General features: G+C 66.1%; 20 protein-coding genes. 7 read left to right on the plus strand and 13 right to left on the minus strand.

From position 1 onward, the window contains the following. Nucleotides 1–5: 5 nt before the first annotated feature. The 3 genes from KIT25_14955 to pflB are packed head-to-tail and all read right to left on the minus strand — an operon-like array spanning nucleotide 6 to nucleotide 4,733. On the minus strand, nucleotides 6–1,595 hold the full coding sequence (locus tag KIT25_14955; protein ID UYN93354.1) for a hypothetical protein: 1,590 nt from the start codon (nucleotides 1,593–1,595) through the stop codon (nucleotides 6–8). A 30-nt stretch (nucleotides 1,596–1,625) separates the two neighbouring features. After that, nucleotides 1,626–2,438, minus strand: coding sequence for a pyruvate formate lyase-activating protein (gene pflA / locus KIT25_14960; GenBank protein UYN97951.1), 813 nt, complete (start codon nucleotides 2,436–2,438; stop codon nucleotides 1,626–1,628). A gap of 24 nt (nucleotides 2,439–2,462) precedes the next feature. Continuing rightward, complete coding sequence (gene pflB, locus KIT25_14965) at nucleotides 2,463–4,733, minus strand: formate C-acetyltransferase (GenBank protein UYN93355.1); 2,271 nt, start codon at nucleotides 4,731–4,733, stop codon at nucleotides 2,463–2,465. A 120-nt stretch (nucleotides 4,734–4,853) separates the two neighbouring features. Here pflB and KIT25_14970 point away from each other — a divergent pair, with 120 nt between their 5' ends. Together KIT25_14970 and KIT25_14975 are read left to right on the plus strand one after the other, a co-directional pair. Next, nucleotides 4,854–5,816: a phosphate acetyltransferase gene (locus tag KIT25_14970; GenBank protein ID UYN93356.1), complete on the plus strand. Its 963-nt coding sequence runs from the start codon at nucleotides 4,854–4,856 to the stop codon at nucleotides 5,814–5,816. A 9-nt stretch (nucleotides 5,817–5,825) separates the two neighbouring features. Beyond that, nucleotides 5,826–7,022 (plus strand): acetate/propionate family kinase, encoded by a 1,197-nt coding sequence (locus tag KIT25_14975; protein UYN93357.1) that lies wholly within the window; start codon nucleotides 5,826–5,828, stop codon nucleotides 7,020–7,022. Between the two features lie 21 nt (nucleotides 7,023–7,043). Here KIT25_14975 and KIT25_14980 read toward each other — a convergent pair whose 3' ends face one another. Genes KIT25_14980 through KIT25_14990 form a run of 3 tightly spaced genes read right to left on the minus strand, consistent with a single transcriptional unit; the run spans nucleotide 7,044 to nucleotide 7,821 of the window. Continuing rightward, nucleotides 7,044–7,370, minus strand: a complete 327-nt coding sequence (locus KIT25_14980) for a hypothetical protein (GenBank protein UYN93358.1) — start codon at nucleotides 7,368–7,370, stop codon at nucleotides 7,044–7,046. Further along, the gene (locus KIT25_14985) at nucleotides 7,367–7,585 is read right to left on the minus strand and encodes a hypothetical protein (GenBank protein ID UYN93359.1); all 219 of its coding nucleotides are present in this window, start codon (nucleotides 7,583–7,585) and stop codon (nucleotides 7,367–7,369) included. The genes KIT25_14980 and KIT25_14985 overlap by 4 nt, the downstream gene beginning before the upstream one ends. A 38-nt stretch (nucleotides 7,586–7,623) precedes the next feature. After that, complete coding sequence (locus KIT25_14990; protein UYN93360.1) at nucleotides 7,624–7,821, minus strand: hypothetical protein; 198 nt, start codon at nucleotides 7,819–7,821, stop codon at nucleotides 7,624–7,626. A gap of 110 nt (nucleotides 7,822–7,931) precedes the next feature. Here KIT25_14990 and KIT25_14995 point away from each other — a divergent pair, with 110 nt between their 5' ends. Both KIT25_14995 and KIT25_15000 read left to right on the plus strand, forming a co-directional pair. Continuing rightward, the gene (locus tag KIT25_14995) at nucleotides 7,932–8,267 is read left to right on the plus strand and encodes a DUF3302 domain-containing protein (GenBank protein ID UYN93361.1); all 336 of its coding nucleotides are present in this window, start codon (nucleotides 7,932–7,934) and stop codon (nucleotides 8,265–8,267) included. A gap of 2 nt (nucleotides 8,268–8,269) precedes the next feature. After that, nucleotides 8,270–9,412: an HlyD family secretion protein gene (locus KIT25_15000; protein UYN93362.1), complete on the plus strand. Its 1,143-nt coding sequence runs from the start codon at nucleotides 8,270–8,272 to the stop codon at nucleotides 9,410–9,412. Between the two features lies 1 nt (nucleotide 9,413). Here the strand turns inward: KIT25_15000 and clpS are convergent, their stop codons facing one another. From clpS to KIT25_15035, 7 genes are all read right to left on the minus strand, one after another. Then, nucleotides 9,414–9,725, minus strand: coding sequence for an ATP-dependent Clp protease adapter ClpS (clpS, locus tag KIT25_15005; protein ID UYN93363.1), 312 nt, complete (start codon nucleotides 9,723–9,725; stop codon nucleotides 9,414–9,416). Nucleotides 9,726–9,748: 23 nt separating this feature from the next. Beyond that, entirely contained in the window at nucleotides 9,749–11,188 is a 1,440-nt protein-coding gene (locus KIT25_15010; GenBank protein UYN93364.1) for a hypothetical protein, read from the minus strand. Between the two features lie 10 nt (nucleotides 11,189–11,198). After that, nucleotides 11,199–11,795 (minus strand): glutathione S-transferase N-terminal domain-containing protein, encoded by a 597-nt coding sequence (locus KIT25_15015; protein UYN93365.1) that lies wholly within the window; start codon nucleotides 11,793–11,795, stop codon nucleotides 11,199–11,201. 81 nt (nucleotides 11,796–11,876) lie between these two features. Beyond that, nucleotides 11,877–12,059: a hypothetical protein gene (locus KIT25_15020; protein ID UYN93366.1), complete on the minus strand. Its 183-nt coding sequence runs from the start codon at nucleotides 12,057–12,059 to the stop codon at nucleotides 11,877–11,879. 63 nt (nucleotides 12,060–12,122) lie between these two features. Beyond that, the gene (locus KIT25_15025; GenBank protein ID UYN93367.1) at nucleotides 12,123–13,748 is read right to left on the minus strand and encodes a hydantoinase B/oxoprolinase family protein; all 1,626 of its coding nucleotides are present in this window, start codon (nucleotides 13,746–13,748) and stop codon (nucleotides 12,123–12,125) included. Further along, nucleotides 13,748–15,832, minus strand: coding sequence for a hydantoinase/oxoprolinase family protein (locus KIT25_15030; GenBank protein UYN93368.1), 2,085 nt, complete (start codon nucleotides 15,830–15,832; stop codon nucleotides 13,748–13,750). Before KIT25_15030 ends, KIT25_15025 begins: the two co-directional genes overlap by 1 nt. Beyond that, nucleotides 15,829–16,800 (minus strand): tripartite tricarboxylate transporter substrate binding protein, encoded by a 972-nt coding sequence (locus KIT25_15035; protein ID UYN93369.1) that lies wholly within the window; start codon nucleotides 16,798–16,800, stop codon nucleotides 15,829–15,831. The genes KIT25_15030 and KIT25_15035 overlap by 4 nt, the downstream gene beginning before the upstream one ends. Before the next feature lie 183 nt (nucleotides 16,801–16,983). Between KIT25_15035 and KIT25_15040 the strand changes: the two genes are divergently transcribed. From KIT25_15040 to KIT25_15050, 3 genes are read left to right on the plus strand one after another with little or no spacing between them, the layout of a single operon-like run. Continuing rightward, entirely contained in the window at nucleotides 16,984–17,991 is a 1,008-nt protein-coding gene (locus KIT25_15040; protein ID UYN93370.1) for a TRAP transporter substrate-binding protein, read from the plus strand. Between the two features lie 12 nt (nucleotides 17,992–18,003). After that, nucleotides 18,004–18,534 carry a TRAP transporter small permease gene (locus KIT25_15045; GenBank protein UYN93371.1) on the plus strand — a complete coding sequence of 177 codons (531 nt, stop codon included), beginning with the start codon at nucleotides 18,004–18,006 and terminating at the stop codon, nucleotides 18,532–18,534. Continuing rightward, the gene (locus tag KIT25_15050; GenBank protein UYN93372.1) at nucleotides 18,516–19,802 is read left to right on the plus strand and encodes a TRAP transporter large permease; all 1,287 of its coding nucleotides are present in this window, start codon (nucleotides 18,516–18,518) and stop codon (nucleotides 19,800–19,802) included. Before KIT25_15045 ends, KIT25_15050 begins: the two co-directional genes overlap by 19 nt. The last annotated feature ends 18 nt before the right edge of the window (nucleotides 19,803–19,820 follow it).

A 19,820-nucleotide genomic window follows, 5' to 3' on the forward strand; every position in this document is an offset into this window, starting at 1 on the left:
TTGCCTCAAAGGAGTGCCAAGCCGACGATCTGCACCGCGACGACCTTAACGATGGTGCCGGATGGGAAGATCATCGCGTAGCTGATGTCGGTGCGGTCCGTGGGCGCCATGCGTGACGCATAGACCAGGATGGCCGGGTTGCCCGTGGCACCAGATGCGACCCCCAGCAGGTCGTCGAATGGAATGCGCATCACATAGCGGCCGACGATCAGGATGATGAGCACCATGCTCAGCACCACGGCTGCGCCGATCAGCAGCATCAGCGGGCCGCTCTGCGCCACCGTCGTCACAAAGGCCTGGCCGGAATTGATGCCGACCACACCGAGGAACAGTGTCAACCCGAAGTTGCGCAGTACGATGTTGGCCGGCAGCGGCATGACCCAGCTGATCGGGCCCGTACGGCGCAATCTGCCGAGGATCAGGGCCACGATCAGCGGCCCACCGCCGATGCCGAGCGACACCGTGCCCACGCCGGGAATGGGGATGGGAACCAGGCCGAGCAACACACCCAGCACCATGCCGAATCCAACCGAGATGTAGCTGAACTCCGCGGTCGACTTGACCGTGTCCCCGAAGAAGGCCCGCGCCTCGGCAATGCGGTCGGCAGGCACCAGCACGCCGATGCGATCGCCGATCTCCAGCATCGCGTCGGACGTCGGCACGACGTCGGCGTCATGCCGCCTGAGGTGCAGGATGTGCATCGGAAAGCTGCTCGGCATTGGCAGTTGGGCCAGCGCGACGCCAGTCAGGCCGACCTTGGAGACGAAAAAGCGCTGATAGGAAAGGTCGCCGCGATCCTTGGCGATCCGGCCGGGGTCGAGACGTCCAAGGGCGGCAACCGTCTCGGCGATCGATGCCGGGCGATCCGCCGCAATCAGCAGACCATCCCCGGGCCGAATGACAATGTCGTCGTTTGGCAGCAGGTTGCGATGGTCCTGACGCACTCCCGAAACCTGGACACCGGCCGGCATCGCCTTGACCAGTTCACCGAGCTTCGTCCTCTCGGCGGGAAGCCTGTCGACGGTGATCTCGGCCATGTGGAAGCGCGCCGCCGGCGGCTCGAAGGCAGGCTTCACCGCCCGTGTCAGGAAATAGAAGCAAAGAATGGGGCCGATGACGCCGAACGGATAGGTAACGGAGTAGCCGATCGACGGCGAATTGTTGCCCGTGGCGTCGAGCGCGGCCTGCAGAGTGGGCGTGCTCGTCATCGAGCCGGCAAAGATGCCCAGAGTATGGCCGGGCTCGATGCCGAAGATCCGGCCGAGACCGAGCGCGACGGCCAATCCGACGATGATGGCGACAATCGCCAGCGCATTGTAGCGGCGCCCCGGTCCGGATAGCCCCTCGAAGAACTGGCGGCCGTAGAGGATGCCGATGCCGTAGAGGAACATGACCAGGCCGATCAGGCCGATCAGCCCCGCGATCTGCGCCTTGGGGGCGATGCCACCGATCGCCAGGCCGACGAACAGGACGGCGCCGATGCCGAGCGAGAACCCGAACACGTTGATCTGGCCTACGGCATAACCAAGCCCAATTGCCAAAAAGAGCGCCAGAATCGGCTGAGAAGCCAGGAGGTCGGCCAGTGAAGCCAGCATCAAATCTCCCCTGAGGACGAGCCAGTTCGCTTACCGAGCGCGGCAGCCGGCATCGCGAAAGACATTCAAGGCAGCCTGCATCTGCGCTGCGGTCGGTGTAGGCGTGTCGCCGAGCCTGTAGTCGAGCCCGAGCGTCTTCCACTTGAATTCCCCCATTTGATGGAATGGCAGGACTTCGACCCATTCGACGTTCTTCATCGGGGCAACCAATCGGGCGACCTTGTCGATGTTGGCCGGATCGTCCGTCAGGCCCGGCACCAGCACGAACCTGATCCAGACGGCCTTGCCCAGCACCTCGAGTCGGCGGGCAAAGCGCAACGTCGGCTCGAGTTCGACGCCCGTAACCTGCCGATAGATCTCGGGATCGCCGCTCTTGATGTCGAGCAGCACCAGATCGACGCTTTTCATGTAGTCGTCGTCGGCGCGATCCCCCAGGAAGCCCGAAGTATCGAGCGCGGTATGCAGGCCCATGCCCTTGGCCGCCTCGAAGAGGCCTCGGGTGAACGCCGTCTGCACGAGTGGCTCGCCGCCGGAGATGGTAAGCCCACCGCCCATCGCCCTCAGCGCAGGGGCAAAGTCTCCAAGCCGGCGGATGGCGTGCGCCAACTCGATGCGCGTGCCGTCCTTGAGATGCCAGGTGTCGGGGTTGTGACAGTAGAGACAGCGAAGCAGACAGCCCGACATGAACAGCATCAGGCGCACGCCCGGCCCGTCGACCGTCGAGCCGGTCTCGTAGGAATGCACCCAGCCGCAGGTGCGCTCGGTGCCCTTGAACTCGCTCGTTTCCGGAGCATCCGGAGATTTGCGGACGCGCAGGTCGAACCGGCTGCCGACCTCGACCATGCCGTTTTCGGTCATGACGCGGCCTCAGTAGCTGCGATGAAACGTCCGACGGATCACATCGAGCTGCTGCTCGCGCGTCAGGCGGACGAAGTTCACGGCATAGCCCGAGACCCGGATGGTGAGCTGCGGATACTTCTCCGGATGCTCCATCGCGTCCTTCAGCGTGTCGATCGAGAGCACGTTCAGGTTCATGTGAAAGCCGCCCTGCCCGAAATACATGTCGAACGCCTTGACGGCGTTGTCGATCGCCGCCTCGCTGTCGCGCTGCGCGAGGTTGGGGGCAATGCTGACCGTGTAGCTGATGCCGTCCTGGGCGTCGGCATAGGGCAACCGTGCCACCGAGATGCAGGAGGCGAGCCAGCCATGCGTGTCCCGTCCATGCATCGGGTTGGCGCCGGGCGCGAACGGCTCGCCCTTGCGCCGCCCGTCCGGCGTGTTGCCGGTGTGCTTTCCGTAGACCACGTTGGAGGTGATCGTCAGCACCGACTGGGTGTGCACGGCGTTGCGATAGGTCGGATGCTTGCGCACCTTCTGCATGAAGCGCGTGACGATATCGGCCGCGATATCGTCGACCCGGCGATCGGCATTGCCGTAAGTCGGAAACTCGCCCTCGATGCGATAGTCGATGGCAAGGCCCTTGTCGTCGCGAATGACGTGCACCTTGGCGTGCTTGATGGCGGACAGGCTGTCGGCCGTAACCGACAGGCCGGCGATACCGCAAGCCATGGTGCGCAGGATGGAGCGATCATGCAGCGCCATCTCGAGGCGCTCGTAGAAGTACTTGTCGTGCATGTAGTGGATACAGTTCAGTGCATGCACGTATGTGCGCGCCAGCCACTCCATCGTCGCGTCGAACTTGGCGGCGACTTCGTCGTAGTCGAGCACATCCGAGGTGATCGGTGCCGTTGCCGGCGCCACTTGCGCGCCGCTCATCTCGTCTCGGCCACCGTTGATGGCGTAGAGCAGCGCCTTGGCGAGGTTCACGCGAGCGCCGAAGAATTGCATCTGTTTTCCGACCCGCATGGCCGAAACACAGCAGGCGATCCCGAAGTCGTCGCCCCAGTAGGGACGCATCAGATCGTCGTTCTCGTACTGCACGGCCGAAGTATCGCGACTGACCTTGATGCAGTAGCGCTTGAACGGCCCCGGCAGGTGCTGCGACCACAGCACCGTCATGTTCGGCTCCGGCGCCGGGCCCAGATTCCTGAGCGTGTGCAGCATCCGGAAACTGGTCTTCGTCACCAGCGGTCGGCCGTCAAGGTCCATGCCGCCGATACATTCCGTCGCCCAGTAGGGATCGCCGCTGAACAGGGCGTCGTACTCCGGCGTACGCAGGAAACGCACGATGCGCAGCTTCTGCACGACCTGGTCGATCAGTTCCTGCGCGCCCGATTCGTCGAGCTTGCCCGCGAGCAGGTCGCGCTCGATGAAGACATCGAGGAAGGTCGAGACCCGGCCGATCGACATGGCCGCGCCATTGGCCTCCTTGATGGCGCCAAGATAGGCAAGATAGGTCCACTGCACGGCTTCGCGCGCCGTCTCGGCGGGCCGCTTCAGGTCACAGCCGTAGCGTTTGCCCATCTCGACCAGATCGGCGAGGGCGCGCATCTGCTCCGCCAGCTCCTCGCGCTCGCGAATGATCTCGTCGGTCGCCCACATGTCGTCGAGCTGGGCGCGCTCGACTTTCTTCGCCGCGAGCAGACGATCGACTCCGTAGAGCGCCACGCGTCGATAGTCGCCGATGATGCGGCCTCGGCCATAGGCGTCGGGCAGCCCGGTGACGACGTGCGAACGCCGGCATGCCAGGATTTCCGGCGTATAGGCGTCGAACACGCCGTCGTTGTGCGTCTTGCGGTACTTGGTGAAGGCCTCGTGAACGGCCGGATCGGCAGCGAAGCCTGCGGCCTTGAGGCCCGCCTCGACCATGCGCAGTCCGCCCGCCGGAAAGATCGCGCGCTTGAACGGTTTGTCGGTCTGCAGCCCGACGATCACCTCGTTGTCCTTGTCGATCCAACCGGGACCGTGCGCCAGGAGCGACGACGGATTCGCGGCGTCGACGTCGAGGACGCCCTTCTTGCGCTCTTCCTCGAAGTAGGGTTGCAGCTTCGCCCATACCGCCCTGGTGCGGATCGACGGGCCGACAAGAAACGTCTCGTCACCCTCGTAGGGCGTGACATTGCGGACGATAAAGTCGCGCACGTCGATTTGCTGCTGCCAGCGGCCGGGATTGAAAGATTGCCAAGCCCTTGCGTTCGTCTGCGCCCGATCGGGCTGGCCGGAGGTGGCGTCCTGCATCGCGTCCTCCCCTGGACGTTGTTCGGAAACATATCCACCCGGAACACGCCGCCGCGCATTGACCAAGGTCAATGTCGCCATGGGTCGGTCTGGCTAGAAGACAGATGGGGAGAAATTTCAATGACTGGGGACACCCTCGGCGGCGCAGGCAAACGGCACGAAAAGTACGAGCACTTGATTGCGCGGGCTCGCGAATTGCCCCGCATGACGACAGCAGTCGCCCACCCGTGCGACGAGGTCTCACTGGAAAGCGCCGTCGAGGCGGCGAAGCTCGGCATCATCGAGCCTGTGCTCGTCGGCCCTCGGGCCCGCATCGGCGACACGGCAAGCCGGGCGAAGCTCGACATTTCCGGTTTCGAGTGCATCGACGCATTGCATAGCCACGAGTCCGCGACCAAGGCGGTCGGACTGGTAAAGGCCGGTCGCGCCGAGGCGCTCATGAAGGGCAGCTTGCACACCGACGAGTTGATGGCCGCCGCCGTCGCACGCGACACCGGCATCCGCACCGCGCGACGCATCAGTCATTGCTTCGTCATGGACGTACCCGGCCATTCGCAGGCCCTGATCATCAGCGACGCCGCCGTAAACATAGCCCCCAGTCTCGAGGCCAAGGTCGACATCGTTCAGAACGCCATCGATCTCGCGCACGCACTCGGTGTCGAGAGGCCTCGCGTGGCGATCCTGAGCGCGATGGAGACAGTCAACCCCAAGGTGCCGTCGACGCTCGAAGCAGCTGCGCTGTGCAAGATGGCCGACCGCGGCCAGATCACCGGCGGCATCCTCGATGGGCCGCTGGCGCTGGACAACGCCATCAGCCTGCAGGCCGCCGAAATCAAGCATATCGTCTCCCCGGTCGCCGGCCAGGCCAACGTATTGATCGTGCCCGATCTCGAAGCCGGTAACATGCTGGCCAAGAGCCTTTCCTTCCTCGCCGGGGCCGACGCCGCCGGCATCGTGCTGGGCGCGCGCGTGCCGATCATCCTGACGAGCCGGGCCGATTCGCGTCTCACTCGCCTCGCCTCTTGCGCCGTCGCCGTGCTGGTGGCGGCGGCGCGACGGGCGAAAGCGTCCATTCCCGCCTAGCCGGTCACGATGTCGGACTCCCCACCTGACGGCTGCATCGTGGTCGTCAATGCCGGCTCATCGAGCGTCAAATTCGCCATCTACGAGGCTTCTTTCGACGGTGTCCTGCTGTTTCGCGGCCAGATCGAGCAGCTCGGTCTGGCGCCGCGCCTGCGGATGCTCGATGGAGGTGGCCGGATCGTTGCCGAACGAGAGTGGACCAAGGGAATGCTCGACCACGGTGGCGCCGTGAGAGAGTTGCTCCTGCTCGGCCGCAAGCTCGTGGGAGACCGGCCGGTGCTTGGGATCGGTCATCGCGTGGTGCATGGCGGCACGGCGTTCGCTACGCCCACACGCGTCAACACCAGGGTGATGAAAGCCCTGACCAAACTGGTTCCTCTCGCGCCGCTGCATCAGCCGCACAATCTCGCGGCCATTGCGACAGTCACCGAGGCTGCGCCCCGATTGCCGCAGGTTGCCTGCTTCGATACGGCCTTCCACCGTACGCAGCCGGCGCTCGCCCAGGAATTTGCCCTTCCCGGCAAGTACACGCGCGACGGTGTACGCCGCTACGGCTTCCACGGCCTGTCCTACGACTATGTCGTCAACCGGCTCAAGGAGACGATGCCGGTGCTGTCGGGCGCGCGCCTTGTCATCGCACATCTCGGCAGTGGCGCCAGTCTGTGCGCCGTCCGAGACGGGAAGAGCATCGCCAGCACGATGGGCTTCTCTGCGATCGACGGGCTGATGATGGGAACCCGCACGGGTGCGCTGGATCCCGGCATCCTGCTCTATCTCCTGCAGGAACGCGGGATGAGCACGGAACAGATCGAGGACCTGCTCTACCGCCAGTCCGGTTTGCTCGGAGTCTCGGGCATCTCGTCGGACATGCGGGTGCTGCGCCAATCGACGGCACCGGAGGCCGCGCACGCAATCGCGCTCTTCGTCTATCGCATCGTGCGTGAAATCGGTTCTCTGGCGGCGGCCCTGGGCGGACTCGACGGCATCGTCTTCACGGCCGGAGTCGGCGAGAACGATCCGGCGACGCGCTCCGAGGTCTCCACCGGCTGCCGATGGCTCGGACTGACGCTCGACGAGCGGCGCAACACCGCGGGCGAGAGCCGCATCAGCACCGACACATCGAATGTCTCCGCCTGGGTCGTGCCTACCGACGAAGAACGAATGATCGCACGCTATACCTGCCAGCTCCTGGCGGGCACGCCGTAGGTCGCTTTCTCGCCCAAGCCGTCAACGCTTGGGGAGCCTGTCGCGCTCGGCTAGAATCGCCCGGTCGATGACGGCGAACAGATGGCTGTCGGGCGACAACGTGCATCCGCCACGGACCAACATGGCCAGATTGCCGCCGTCCGCACCCTCCGGAATCCTGACGCCCCGGTAACGTGCAACATGCTCGGCGAGGAAGATTGCCACCGCGCGACGCGCCTCCGGAGCCATGGCTTGAGCCTCCCGACAGGTTAGGTAAGCCGCATTGTCGAATTTTTGCGACTGAGCCACGGCCGACGTTGTTCCTGCCGAGACGAGCAGCACCGCCGCTGCCAGGATATTCCGGATCATTTCTTGTCCCCCACGATGTAACCGAGCGATCCGCCGATCAAACCGGCTCCGACGACCTCACCGAACGAACCGCCGGCAACCATGCCGATGCCGGAGCCGAGGGCAGCCCCCGTCAGCGCCCCCTTCTGGCCGCCGCTCATGGTCTCGCTGCAGCCCGCCAGGGACAGCGACAAGAGAACGATTGCCGACGCCCAAACCGATTTGTTCTTGCTCATTCTCCGCTCCATCCTGCCAAGTGGGAAAACCGTGCCGATCAATCTCCCCGGCGCGCGAACAGCCGTCTCAAGCGCGACCGGGAGGGCCACATCGCGATCAGAAAAACAACAAGCACGATCAGCAGCAGCGCGAACGCGCCGCGGACGATCGTGAAGACGGGCGAGTCGAACTCCACGAAAACGGGAGGGAGATAGGTGACAATCGCCCAGATTTTTGCCGCGATCCAATCAAGCATCAGTGCCTCATTGGATATCATACGGCCGCCCGGTCGGGTCCATCGTTGATATTCGTCAACGCCAGCCCGGATTCAATGCTGCTACTTGGGGAAATCAAGGAGCCGGAACCATGGGCGACCCGTTTCTAAACTACTTCGCGCTTTTCGTCCTCCTGTTCGTCGTGGTGGTACTGTTCTACGGCATCATCGCGATCCATGACATTCCGCACCTGATCGCGAAGTCGCGCCGACATCCGCACCAGGACGCGATTCATGCGGCGGGATGGGTCAGCCTGTTCACGTTGCACGCGCTCTGGCCATTCCTCTGGATCTGGGCCATGGCCTACCGACCGGATCGCGGCTGGGGCATTTCCGAACGGGGCGCTTTTGCCGGAGATCCGGGCGAAGTCGGCGAGTTGATACGCCGGATCGAGGCGCTCGAGACCAAGCTCGGCACGGAGGGCTGACCGTGGACCTCCTGCTGATCCTCACTTACGTCGCTATCTGCTATGCGGTGTTCAAGATCTTCAAAATTCCAGTCAACCAGTGGTCGCTTTCGACGGCGGCCCTGGGTGGCATCATCGGCATCAGCCTCTTGCTGCTGGTCATGAACTACAACCACCCCTTCACCACCAACGCGCGCATCTACTTCGCGACGACGCCCATTTTGCCCGGCGTCAGGGGACGGGTGGTCGAGGTGCCGGTGCAGGCGAACGTGCCGCTCAAGGACGGCGATGTGCTGTTCCGCATCGATCCCAAACCCTACGAGTACATCGTCGAACAAAGGCAGGCGGCCCTGGCGGAAGCCGAGCAGAACGTCAAACAGCTCAAGGCGGCGCTGGACCAGGTCACTGCCGCCGCTCAAAGGGCCGAGGCCCAACAGCAGCTCGCGCAGCAGGAATTCCAGCGGCAATCCGAATTGTTCGAACGGAAGGTCGTCGCGCAGGCAACGCTGGACATCGCCGCCCGCAATCTCGATGCCGCCCGACAGTCCGTTCTGGGCGCACGCGCAGAAGAGGAGCGCGCGCGGCTCGCCTATACGTCGAACATCGGGGGCGTGAACACCGCGGTCGCCCGGCTCACCGCCGAACTGGCCGATGCAAAATACGACCTCGACCAGACCGTCGTGCGGGCGGCAGGACCGGGATATGTCACGCAACTCAGCCTCCGGCCAGGCATGTATGTCGTGCCGGCGCCATTGCGGCCGGTCATGGTCTTCATCAACACCGACAAGCAGGACAGTTCCCTGGTGGCGGCCTTCCAGCAGAACTCGCTTCAGCGCGTCAAGGCGGGCGACGAGGCCGAGGTCGCCTATGACGCCGTGCCGGGCCGCGTGTTCAAGGCGAAGGTCAATCGCGTGCTCGACGCGATCGGCGCCGGCCAGGTGCAGGCGACCGGCAGCTTGATCGACCTCGGCTGGCCAAGCAACAGCGGCGGCCGCGCCCTTGCCATGATCGACATCGAGGAAGATTTGTCAGCCTACAATATCCCGCTCGGTGCCGCGGCGCAGGTCGCCATCTACACCGAGCACTTCCATCATGTGTCCGTACTGCGCAAGGTGCTTCTGCGGATGCGCAGCTGGCAGAACTACGTGTTCCTCGAAGGGCATTGAGCTATTCCTCGGGCTCGGTCGAGAAGGTGAGCGGATGGCCGGCCTGGCGGCCCATGTCATTGGCCTCGGTGGCCTTGCTCTCGGCGACGTCGCGCGTGTAGGTGGCGACGACGCAGGTGCCGCGCTGATGTGCCGTCATCATGATGCGGTAGCCCTCGTCCTCGCTGGTACGGAACACCGCCTGCAGCACCTTCACCACGAACTCGCGCGGCGTGTAGTCGTCGTTGATGAGCACCACCTTGTAAAGCTTGGGCTGCTCGGTCCTGGGCTTGGTGATCGTGTCGGGCTTCAGGACATCGATGTCGTCGCTCATCGCATCCTCCTCGAAAGCGACCGTTAGAGTTTCTCCTTGAGGAAACGATCGACCAGCCGGTCGGCCCGGCTGCGATCGGTGAAAGTCAGATGCCGCGCCAGGTTGCGCGGCGACGAGGCGAGATAGAAGCGCTCGTACTGTTCGTTGCGGCTGGCGAGCGCGGAACCGGCGAAATCCCAGGCGAGCCGGAAGGTCCGGATGCGCTCCTCCGCCGGCATGCCCTTGGCGCCGGGCAGGTACTTGTCGATCAGGGGGCGCAGCTCCTTGTCCTCCATCTGCGCGAGGCTCGGCGTCGCGAAGAGGTTGTGCGAGCCGATCAGGCGCAGGATCTCGTTCACTCGCGGGAACCACAGCGGCAGGAAGCCGCGCAGCGCGTGCAGCGGCGCGCCCGAGCAGGTCCACAGGCCCGACGGCCATTCGCGCGCCTCGACCTCGGCGGCGACGATGGCGGCGCGGGTGAACTCGGCATAGCCCCAGATCTCGCCGATCAGCCGCATGGTCTCCGGATCGGCGGCGTTGATCGAGGCCGCCATGCGCAGCGCCAGTCCCCAGGCGAAATCGAGCTTCACTGAGGCGCGAATCATGGTCTGCTGCTGGATGTTGGCCGGCCAGCTCGTCGTCATCACCGTGTTGTAGGCGGCGAGATTGCAGTCGATGAACAGCCGATCGCGCGGCACCTCGACGTCGTCGAAGATGACGAAGGCGTCCTGCTCGTCGAAGCGGCTGCTGAGCGGGTGGTCGAAGCAGTTGCGGCCGGCCGACACCGAATCGCGGCACAGGAACTTCAGCCCCGGCGAACTCATCGGGATGCAGAAGCAGAGCGCATAGGCCTCTGCGCCCTGCGGCAGCGGATGGGCGGGATAGACGGCGATCTCGTCGGCGAAGGGCGCCAGGGTGGCGAGGATGCGCGCGCCGCGCACGACGATGCCGTGCTCGGTCTCGCCGACCTTGTGCAGCGCCAGCTCGCTGCCGGGCTTGGGCACATCGCCCATCGCCTTGTCGACGGTCGGATGCACGATCGTGTGGGTGAGCGAGATGTCGTTGCGACGCAGGAACTTCTGGTAGGCGACCAACCGCTCGGCGCCGGCCTCGTTGCCGTTGGCGCCCCATTCGTCGGGCCGCGCGGCGAAGCCGGCGTAGGTGACGTTCATGTAGTCGGGCGTGCGACCCATCAGGCCGACGGAGTACTCCGCGACCCGGCGCAGCGCCGCGCCGCGGCGCGCGAGGTCGGCGCGGCTGCGCGGCGCGACGTGGCTGGTGCCGATCGGCTCGCCCGAATCGGGGTCGGCCGTCAGAAGGATGTCGGCGTGCCTGTGCTGCAGGTCGAAGACCTCGGCCAGCGCATGGGCCGCGCCCGTGAGCCTGGGGTGATCGACGACGTCCTTCACGCGCTCGCCGTCGACCCATACCTCGCGCGGGCTGCGCAGGCCTTTCAGGAACTGTTCGCCCGTCCGTGCCGGCATGGCGTGCTCCTCAGCCGACCGGCATGGTCTCGGCGAGCGGCGGCAGCTTCACCACCCGCGCGTACCACGCCTCAAGCTTCGGATGGCCCGGCCGCCACGGCTCGTTGGCGTAACGGAAATCGAGATAACCCAGGGCGCAGCCGATGGTGATCTCGCCGATGGTGGCGAGATCGCCCAGCGCACCGGCCTCCTTCTCCAGCGCGTCGAGCGAACGCGTGACCTTGCCCTGCTGCAGCGCGATGTAGGCCTTGCGACCGTCGTCCTGCGGCAAGGTGAGCTCGCGCCGGCGCGGCTGCGTGGCGTCGAGGATGCCGTCGCCCAGCGCCTGCTGGGTGAGCGCCTTCCAGCGCGCCGGCGCCGCCATGGGAAAGAGCTTCGGCGCCGGGCCGATCGTGTCGAGATATTCGCAGATCACCGGCGAATCGTAGAGGCAGGTGCCGTCGTCGAGCATCAGCGTCGGCACCTTGGAGAGCGGGTTGTACTGCAGCAGGGCCGGATCGGTGGTGCCGATCTTCAGCCGCTCGATCTGCCCGTCGATGCCGCGCTTGATCGCGCAGGCATTGACCTTGCGCACATAGGGGCTGGCGGCGGAATAGGCGAGTTTCATTGGGATCCTCCACGGTTCAAGGTGACGACCCTAGCACGGACGAGCCGAACGACAGTCGTGGAACCCGCGTCGACTCGCGGTTCAACCGCTGCCCGTCTTTTCCGCCAGCCACGTCATGATCAAGGATTGGTCGGGAATGTCCCGCTTGTCGACGGCAACCTTGATCCGATCGTGCAACGTCACCGGCAGACGGAGCAAGATCGAGGTCGATGCATCGTCCTCGCGGAAGTGACCCTGATCAACCTGCCACCGGCGGGCGGCCACCGTTATCGTAAGATAAGATCACGGCAGATGCGCGATTGGCCAAGTTCGCGAAATAGTCTGGACCTAGCGGCCGTAGCCCACAGGCTTGGTCACATATCCCGCCGCGACATCCGCCGCGAGCGCCGACTCCGAGCGCTGGCACGGATCGCCGTGCCCGCCGCCGCCCGGCGTGCCGAGGGAGACGGTGTCGCCCTTGTTGAGCACATACTGCTTCTTGGGGTCGGTCTTCTGGCCGTTGATGCGCAGCTCGCCCGGCGCGCCGTCCTTGCCGCCTTCGATGCCGAAGGCCGGGAAGATCGTGCGCTCGGCGAGGAACGAGACGGCGATCGGCGTGTCGCTGCGGCTTTCGATCAGGATCTCCTGTCCCAGCCCGCCCCTGTGGCGCCCTGCGCCACCGCTATCGGGCCGCAGCTTCTTGTGATGGAAGCGCAAGGGCGCGATGTGCTCGCTGATCTCGATCGAGGTCGAGCTGACGTTCGACGGCCAGGAGAGGCAGGTGACACCGTCGCGCTGCGTATTGGCGCCCATGCCGCCGTTGTAGAAGAACATGTTGGCGTAGGGTCGGCCGCCTTCCCTGACTCCCGACTGGTTCATGCCCCACATCGGGCTGCCGCAGGCCGCCATCACCCGCTCGGGCACGATCTGGCCCAGGCAGCCGAACACCAGCATCGGCACGTAGTGGCCGATCAGCATGCGCGAGCCGCCCGGCGCGGGGAACTGCGGATTGACGATGCAGCCCGGCGGCGCCTCGAGTTTGATCGGCTGCCAGGCGCCCTCGTTGTTGGGCAGATTGGGGCTGGTGCAGACCTTGACCCCGTACATCGCCATGGCGTTGGTGTAGCAGAGGGCACAGTTGATGGCGCGATCGACCTGGGAGTCGGTGCCGGCGAAATCCATCTCGATCTCGTCGCCCTTCACGGTGAGCTTCATCTTCAAGGTGATGGGGGTCTCCATCAGGCCGTCGGTCTTGAGCTCGCTCTTGTAAACGCCGTCGGGCAGCGCGCGGATGGCGGCGCGCATCGCCGTCTCGCAGCGGCCCTGGATCTCGCGCGCCAGATCGGTGAGGTCGGCGAGCCCGTAGCTCTCCATCAGCACGCGCAGCCGGTCTTCCATCAGGTCGAGCGCCACCACCTGCGCCCACAGATCGCCCATCGTCTGGTCGGGCGTGCGCACGTTCTTGCGGATGATGGTGACCAAGGTCTCGTCGGTCCGGCCGGCGGCGATGAACTTCATGGGCGGGATCTGCAGCCCCTCCTCGAACACCTCGCGCGGCTCGGGGCTCCTGATCTTGCCGCCTATATCGGGCGCATGGGCCGTCGTTGCGCTAAAGGCGACCAGCCTGCCGTCCCGGAAGATCGGCTTGGCCATGGTGACGTCGGGCAGATGGCCGGTCCCGAGCCAGATGTCGTTGGTGATCAGCACGTCGCCGGGCTCGAGCTTGTCGGGCGGAAAGGCGCGCAGGAAGTGCTTCACCGTCTCGGGCAGGGTGCCGATGAAGCTCGGGATGCTCTCCGACGCCTGCACCAGCGATTGCCCGGCGGCGTCGGTGATGACGCAGGAGAAGTCGTAGCTCTCGCGCACCAGGGTCGAGAACGAGGTGCGCACCATCGCCGCCGCCGCCTCGTCGACCATGGAGATCAGGCGCCGCCACAGGAGTTCCAGTTCAATCGGATCGAACGTGCGCGCCATCACGTCACCTCCGCCAAAATCGACCCATCGGCCAGCAGGCGCGCCTTGGCGCCGGGACCGACGATGAAGGTGCTCTCGTCCTCCTCGAACACCGCCGGTCCGGCGATCTCGGTGCCGGGCTTCAGCGCATAGCGGTCCCACACCTTCGTCTGCACCGTCTTGTTCTCGTCCGGAAAGAACACCGGCCGCGTGCCCTTCTCGGCCCGCGCCGCGCCGGGCCGCGGCAGCTCGAGCTTGCCGCCGGTCCCGGGCATGGGCGCGGCGAGCGACAGCCGCAGCGCGACGAACTGGATCGCGGCACCGGGCGGCGTGCGCGCAAACAGCGCCTTGTAGGCCTTCTCGAACTCGGCGCGCACGCCTGATTCGGTCAGGGACCCTCCTGACGTTTCTGGCATGACGACCGTGACCTCGCTGCCCTGGCCGATGTAGCGCATGTCGGCCAGCCGCCGCGCCGCACGCGCGCCGACGTCCGCACCGGTCAGGCGCAGCACCTCCAGCGACTCCTTCTCGAGATCGGCGAACACCCTGTCGGCCGCCGTCAGGTCGGCGCCGGCCAGCGGCTGGTTGAAGCTCTGCACGCGATCGACGCGCGCCGGCGCCATCAGCATGCCGATGGTGCTGCCCGCCCCCGCGCCCGGCGGGCAGACGACGCGCTTGACGCCGAGCTTGCGCGCGACATGCCAGGCATGGACCGGTCCGGCGCCGCCGGTCGCGAGCAGCGCGTATTCGGCGGGAATGCGGCCGCGCTCGGCGATGGCGACGCGGGCGGCACCCGCCATGTTCTCGTTGACCACGTCGTGCACGCCGAAGGCGGCGCGATCCGGCGCCACGCCGAGATCCTTCGCGAGCTTGCCGAACGCCGTGTCGGTCGCGACGCGGTCGATCTTCATGGCGCCGCCCAGGAAGAAGTCGGCGTTGAGATAACCCAGCGTCAGGTCGGCGTCAGTCACCGTCGCCTCCGTGCCACCGCGGCCGTAGCAGGCGGGGCCGGGCTGAGCGCCGCTGCTCTCGGGGCCGACATTGAGCGTGCCGAGTTCCGACTTGTGCGCGATCGAGCCGCCGCCGGCGCCGATCTCGATCAGCTCGACGGTGGCGATCTGGATCGGCAATCCAGAGCCGCGCAGGAAGCGCTTCTCGCGCGCCGCCTCGAAGCCGTAGGCGACCAGCGGCTCGCCGTCGTCGACCAGCGCGAGCTTGGCGGTCGTGCCGCCCATGTCGAAGGCGAGCACGCGATCGAGTCCCGCGTTCCTGCCGAACCAGGCACCGGCCAGCGCGCCGGCCGCCGGGCCGCTTTCCAGGAGCTGCACCGGCGCGCGCTTGGCTTCGCTGACATGCGTGAGGCCGCCGTTGGACAGCATCAGGAACAGGCCGCCCGGAATGCCTTCGGCGCGCAGCGCCTGCTCGAGCCGCTCGAGATAGATTTCGGCCAGCGGCCGCACGTAGGCATTGGCGACCGTCGTGCTGGCGCGCAGATACTCGCGGATTTCCGGGGCGATGTCGGACGAGAGCGAAATCGAGAGATTCTGGAAGCGCTCGGCCACCGCGGCGCCGATCGCGCGCTCGTGCGCCGGATTGGCGTAGGCGTGCAGGAAGCAGATGGCGAGGCTTTCGACGCCGTCCTTCACCAGCTCGGCGACCTCGGCCAGCGCCGCCTCGATCTCGATCGCGATCTCGACGCTGCCGTCCGGCGCCAGCCGCTCCCTCGCCTCGCGCCGCCACGGCCGCGGCACCAGCGGCCTGGGCATCTCGATGAACAGGTCGTAGAGCTCGTACTTGCGCTCGCGGCCGATCTCCAGCACGTCGCGGAAGCCAGCCGTCGTCAGCAGCCCGGTCTTCGCTCCCTTGCGCTCGATGAGCGCGTTGGTGAAGAGCGTGGTCGCATGCACGACGCGGCCGATCTGCTCGGGCGCGGCGCCGGCCTTCGCCAGGACGCGCCGCGTCCCTTCCATCGCGCCGCGCGCCGGATCGTCGGGCGTGGTGCTCTCCTTCCAGATGACGGCGCGGCCGTCGCGCGGATCGTGGATGACGAGGTCGGTGAAGGTGCCGCCGATGTCGATGCCGAGAGAAAGAGGTGCCGTGCTCATTCCGCCTTGATGTTCCCCGCCTTGACGACCTTGGCCCAGCGCTCGCGGTCCTGCCTGATGTAGGCGGCGAACGCCTCGGGCCCCTGCGCGAGCGAGATCAGGCCCTGCGCGTCGAGCTTCGGCTTGTTGGCGGGATCGGCGATGGCGCCGATGAACAGCTTGGCCAGCGCCGCCTTGATGTCGGCGGGAAGCGCCGCCGGCCCGACCAGGCCGAACCAGTTGTTGATGTTGAGCGCCGGAATGTCCCTGGTCAGCAGCGGCAGCTCGGGCGCCAGCGGCGAGGGCTGGGTCGCCGCCAGCGCGAGGGCCCTCACCCTGCCGCCGCGCACCTGGCCCATGATCTCCGAGACGTTGGCGAAGAACAGGTCGACGTTGCCGGCCGCGACATCGGCGATGGCCGGCGCGCCGCCGCGATAGGGCACGTGCGTGAGCTTCAGGCCGCCCGACTCGGCCGCCAGGAACTCCGCGGCGAGCTGGTTCGTCGAGCCGAGGCCGGTCGAGGCATAAGTCACCTTGCCGGGATTGGACCTGGCGTAGGCGACGAGTTCGGGAATGGTCCTGAACGGCGCCTCCATGCGCACGATCAGCGCCATCGGCACACCGACCAGGTTGGCGACCGGCACCAGTTCCTTGTCGAGGTCGAGCGGGATGTTGGAGCCGGGAACGACCGGCCCGACGGCGAGCTGGCCCATGATGCCGATGCCGACGGTGTAGCCGTCGGGCGCCGACTGGCCGACCTGCTTCAGCGCGATGAAGCCGCCCGCGCCGGTCTTGTTGTCGACGATCACCGTGTAGCCGTGCTGGCGCTGCAGGGTGTCGGCGGCGAGCCGGGCGGTGATGTCGGCGGTGCCGCCCGGCGCGTAGCCGACCAGGATCTTGATGGCCTGCCTGGGCGTCCATGGCTGCTGGGCAGGAGCCGGCGCGGCGGCAAGAACGAGCGGAGCGGCAAGTAGACGACGACGAAGCATCGGCGATTCCCCTTACTCCCGACGGGACGGCCAGCAAGTCCCGTGCCCTGCCGGCGCGCCGCCCGACCCTAGCACCCCTGCGTGAATGCGGTAGCGACCTTCCCGCCCGTCGTGTCATGCTGCGGAAGTGAATCGAACGCGTCACCGCGAGAGTGACCGAGGAGCTCCGGAGGAAACCGACAAATGATCGCCACGAATTTGCGGCGGCTGCTGCCAGCCGGCCTGTTGTTCTTCGCCGGCGCCACACTGGCCGCCGGTGCGGCGTTCGCCCAGGGCAAGGACCTGACCATGGGCAACGTCAATCCGCCCAAGCACGGCACGTCGCAGACCTCCCAGGTCTTCATCGACAAGGTGGCCGAGCTGTCGGGCGGCAAGATCAAGATCGTGCACCACCATTCGGGCGCCCTCGGCGGCGAGCGCGAGGTCGTGCAGCAGATCCAGCTCGGCGCCGTCGACTTCGGGCCGATCACGACCGCGCCGCTTTCCGGCGCGGTACCGGAGATGTCGGTGTTCCAGCTGCCCTACATCTTTCGCGACTACGATCACGTCTTCAAGGCTCTCGACGGCACCGACACGCTCACCAAGTACTACGACGCGGTGCTCGACAAGAAGGGCCTGAAGCTGATCGGCTTCATCGCCGCCGGCTATCGCGGCATCTACGGCCACTACCCGATCAACGGCATGGCCGACATCAAGGGCAAGAAGGTGCGCGTGCAGGAGGACAAGATCCTGGTCGCCACCTTCAAGGCGCTCGGCATGATCTCCACGCCGATCGCCTTCCCCGAGGTCGCGACGGCGCTGCAGACCAAGGTGATCGATTTCGCCGAGGGCGGCGTGAACACCTTCTACCACAACAAGTTCTACGACGTCGTCAAGTACGTGGCCGACGTGCGCCACACCCACCAGGCGGTGGCGCTCATCATGTCCAAGGCGTCGTGGGGCAAGCTCGATCCGGCCGGCCAGAAGGCCGTCATGGACGCCTGGGCGGCCGCCCGCACCTTCAACCGCCAGTTCATCCTCGACGAGGACAAGCAGATCCAGGATCTGGTGAAGGCCAAGGGCGTCACCATCACCAAGCCCGACCCGGCGCCGTTCCTCAAGGCGACCGAGAGCGTCTATGCCGACTTCTACGTCACGCCCGCCGGCAAGGACGCCAAGAAGATGGTCGACTACATCATGAGCGTAAAGTAGGCCGTCGCGCCGGTGGCGGAAGACTCCAGCGGCGGCGGGGACAGGAAGGAGGACGGCGGTCGCCCTCCCTCCGCCGGTGCCCGCATCTATGACGGCCTCGGCTATTTCGGCGGCCTGATCCTGGCCGTCATGACGGCGGCCGTCTTCGTGCAGGTCGTGTTGCGCTATTTCGGCCTCACCGGCATCGACGGGCTCGAGGAGATCCCGCGCTACCTGTTCGTCTGGCTGATCATGTTCGGCGCCGCGGCGGCGATGTGGCGCAACGAGCACACCGCGCTCGACTACTTCGTCAACCGCTTCGGGCCGCGCCTTCGCGCGGCATTCGCCATCCTGGTCAACCTGCTCGGCATCTTCCTGTTCGGCTACCTGATGTGGCTCAGCGTTAAGCTGGTGCCGAACGCCGCGCTCCAGACCAGCGCCGGCCTCGGCCTCACCCTCGACTGGGTGTTCGCCGCGGTGCCGGTCGGCGGCGCGATGATGATCGTGCCGATGGTGCGCAACATCTACCTCGCCGCGAGGCGCGTGTGGCCGAAGTCCTCCTGATCGCCTTCGTCGTCTGTCTTCTGATCGGCATGCCGATCAGCATCGCCATGGGCATGGGCGCGCTGACGGCGGCGTTCTTCTATCCGGCGCTCAATCCCATCATCATCCCGACGCGCTTCGTCGGCCTGGTCTCCGATTCCTACCTGCTGCTGTCGGCGCCGCTGTTCATCCTGGCCGGCAACATCGCCGCGCGCGGCGGCGTGGCGCGCGTGCTGATCGATTTCGCGACCGTGCTGGTGGGCCGGTTCAGGGGCGGGCTGGCCTACGTCAACGTGCTCGACAGCATGTTCTTCGGCGGCATCTCGGGCTCGGCGGTGGCCGACGTGTCGGCGCTCGGCACCTTCCTGGTGCCGCAGATGGTGCGCAAGGGCTACGACAGGGACTTCGCCACCGCCCTCACCGTGGCGACCGCAGTGGTGGCGCCGATCATACCGCCCTCCATCATCGCCGTCATTTATGCCTGGATGGCCGACGAATCGGTGGCGGCGATGTTCGCCGCCGGCGTCATCCCCGGACTGCTGATCGGCATCGGCATGGCCGTGCCGGTGTTCATCATCGCCCGCAAGCGCAACTATCCGAAGGAGCCGCCGCCCACACTGCCGCAGTTCTGGGCGGCCTTGCGCAACGCCATGCCGGCGCTCGCCATCCCCGCCATCATCATGGGCGGCATCCTGGTCGGCTGGTTCACGCCGACCGAAGCGGCGGCGGTGGCCGTGGTCTATGCCCTCGTCGTGCCGCCGATCTTCTACCGCGAGCCGGCGCTCAGGGAGCTGCCCAAGATCTTCGCCGACAGCGCCCGCCTGTCGGGCGTGATCGGCATGATCATCGGCTTCGTCGGCGCCTTCGGCTGGGTCCTCACCTACTCGAAGTTCCCGTTCGTGGTGGCGAGCGCGATCGCTGCGATGACGCCGGCCTGGTGGGTGTTCGTCATCCTCATCATCCTGCTCTACATCATGCTGGGCACTTTCCTGACGCCGTCCGAGATCATCCTGGTCACGGTGCCGGTTCTGTTGCCGGTGGCCCAGGCGGTCGGCGTGCATCCGATCCATTTCGGGATGATCTGCGTCATCGCCTCGGCGATCGGCCACATCACGCCGCCGGTCGGGCTGTGTCTGTTCGTCGGCATGGCAATCAGCGGCCTGCCGATGGAAAAGCTGATGAAGCCGCTGTTGCCCTTCATCGTCGCGATCGTCCTGACGCTGCTTCTCATCGCCTTCATCCCCGACCTCATCCTGTTCCTGCCACGCCTGCTCGGCTTCACCCAGTAGCCGCCGCTGCGCTAGGGT

The organism is Enhydrobacter sp. (genome assembly GCA_025808875.1).
Classification (GTDB): domain Bacteria; phylum Pseudomonadota; class Alphaproteobacteria; order Reyranellales; family Reyranellaceae; genus Reyranella.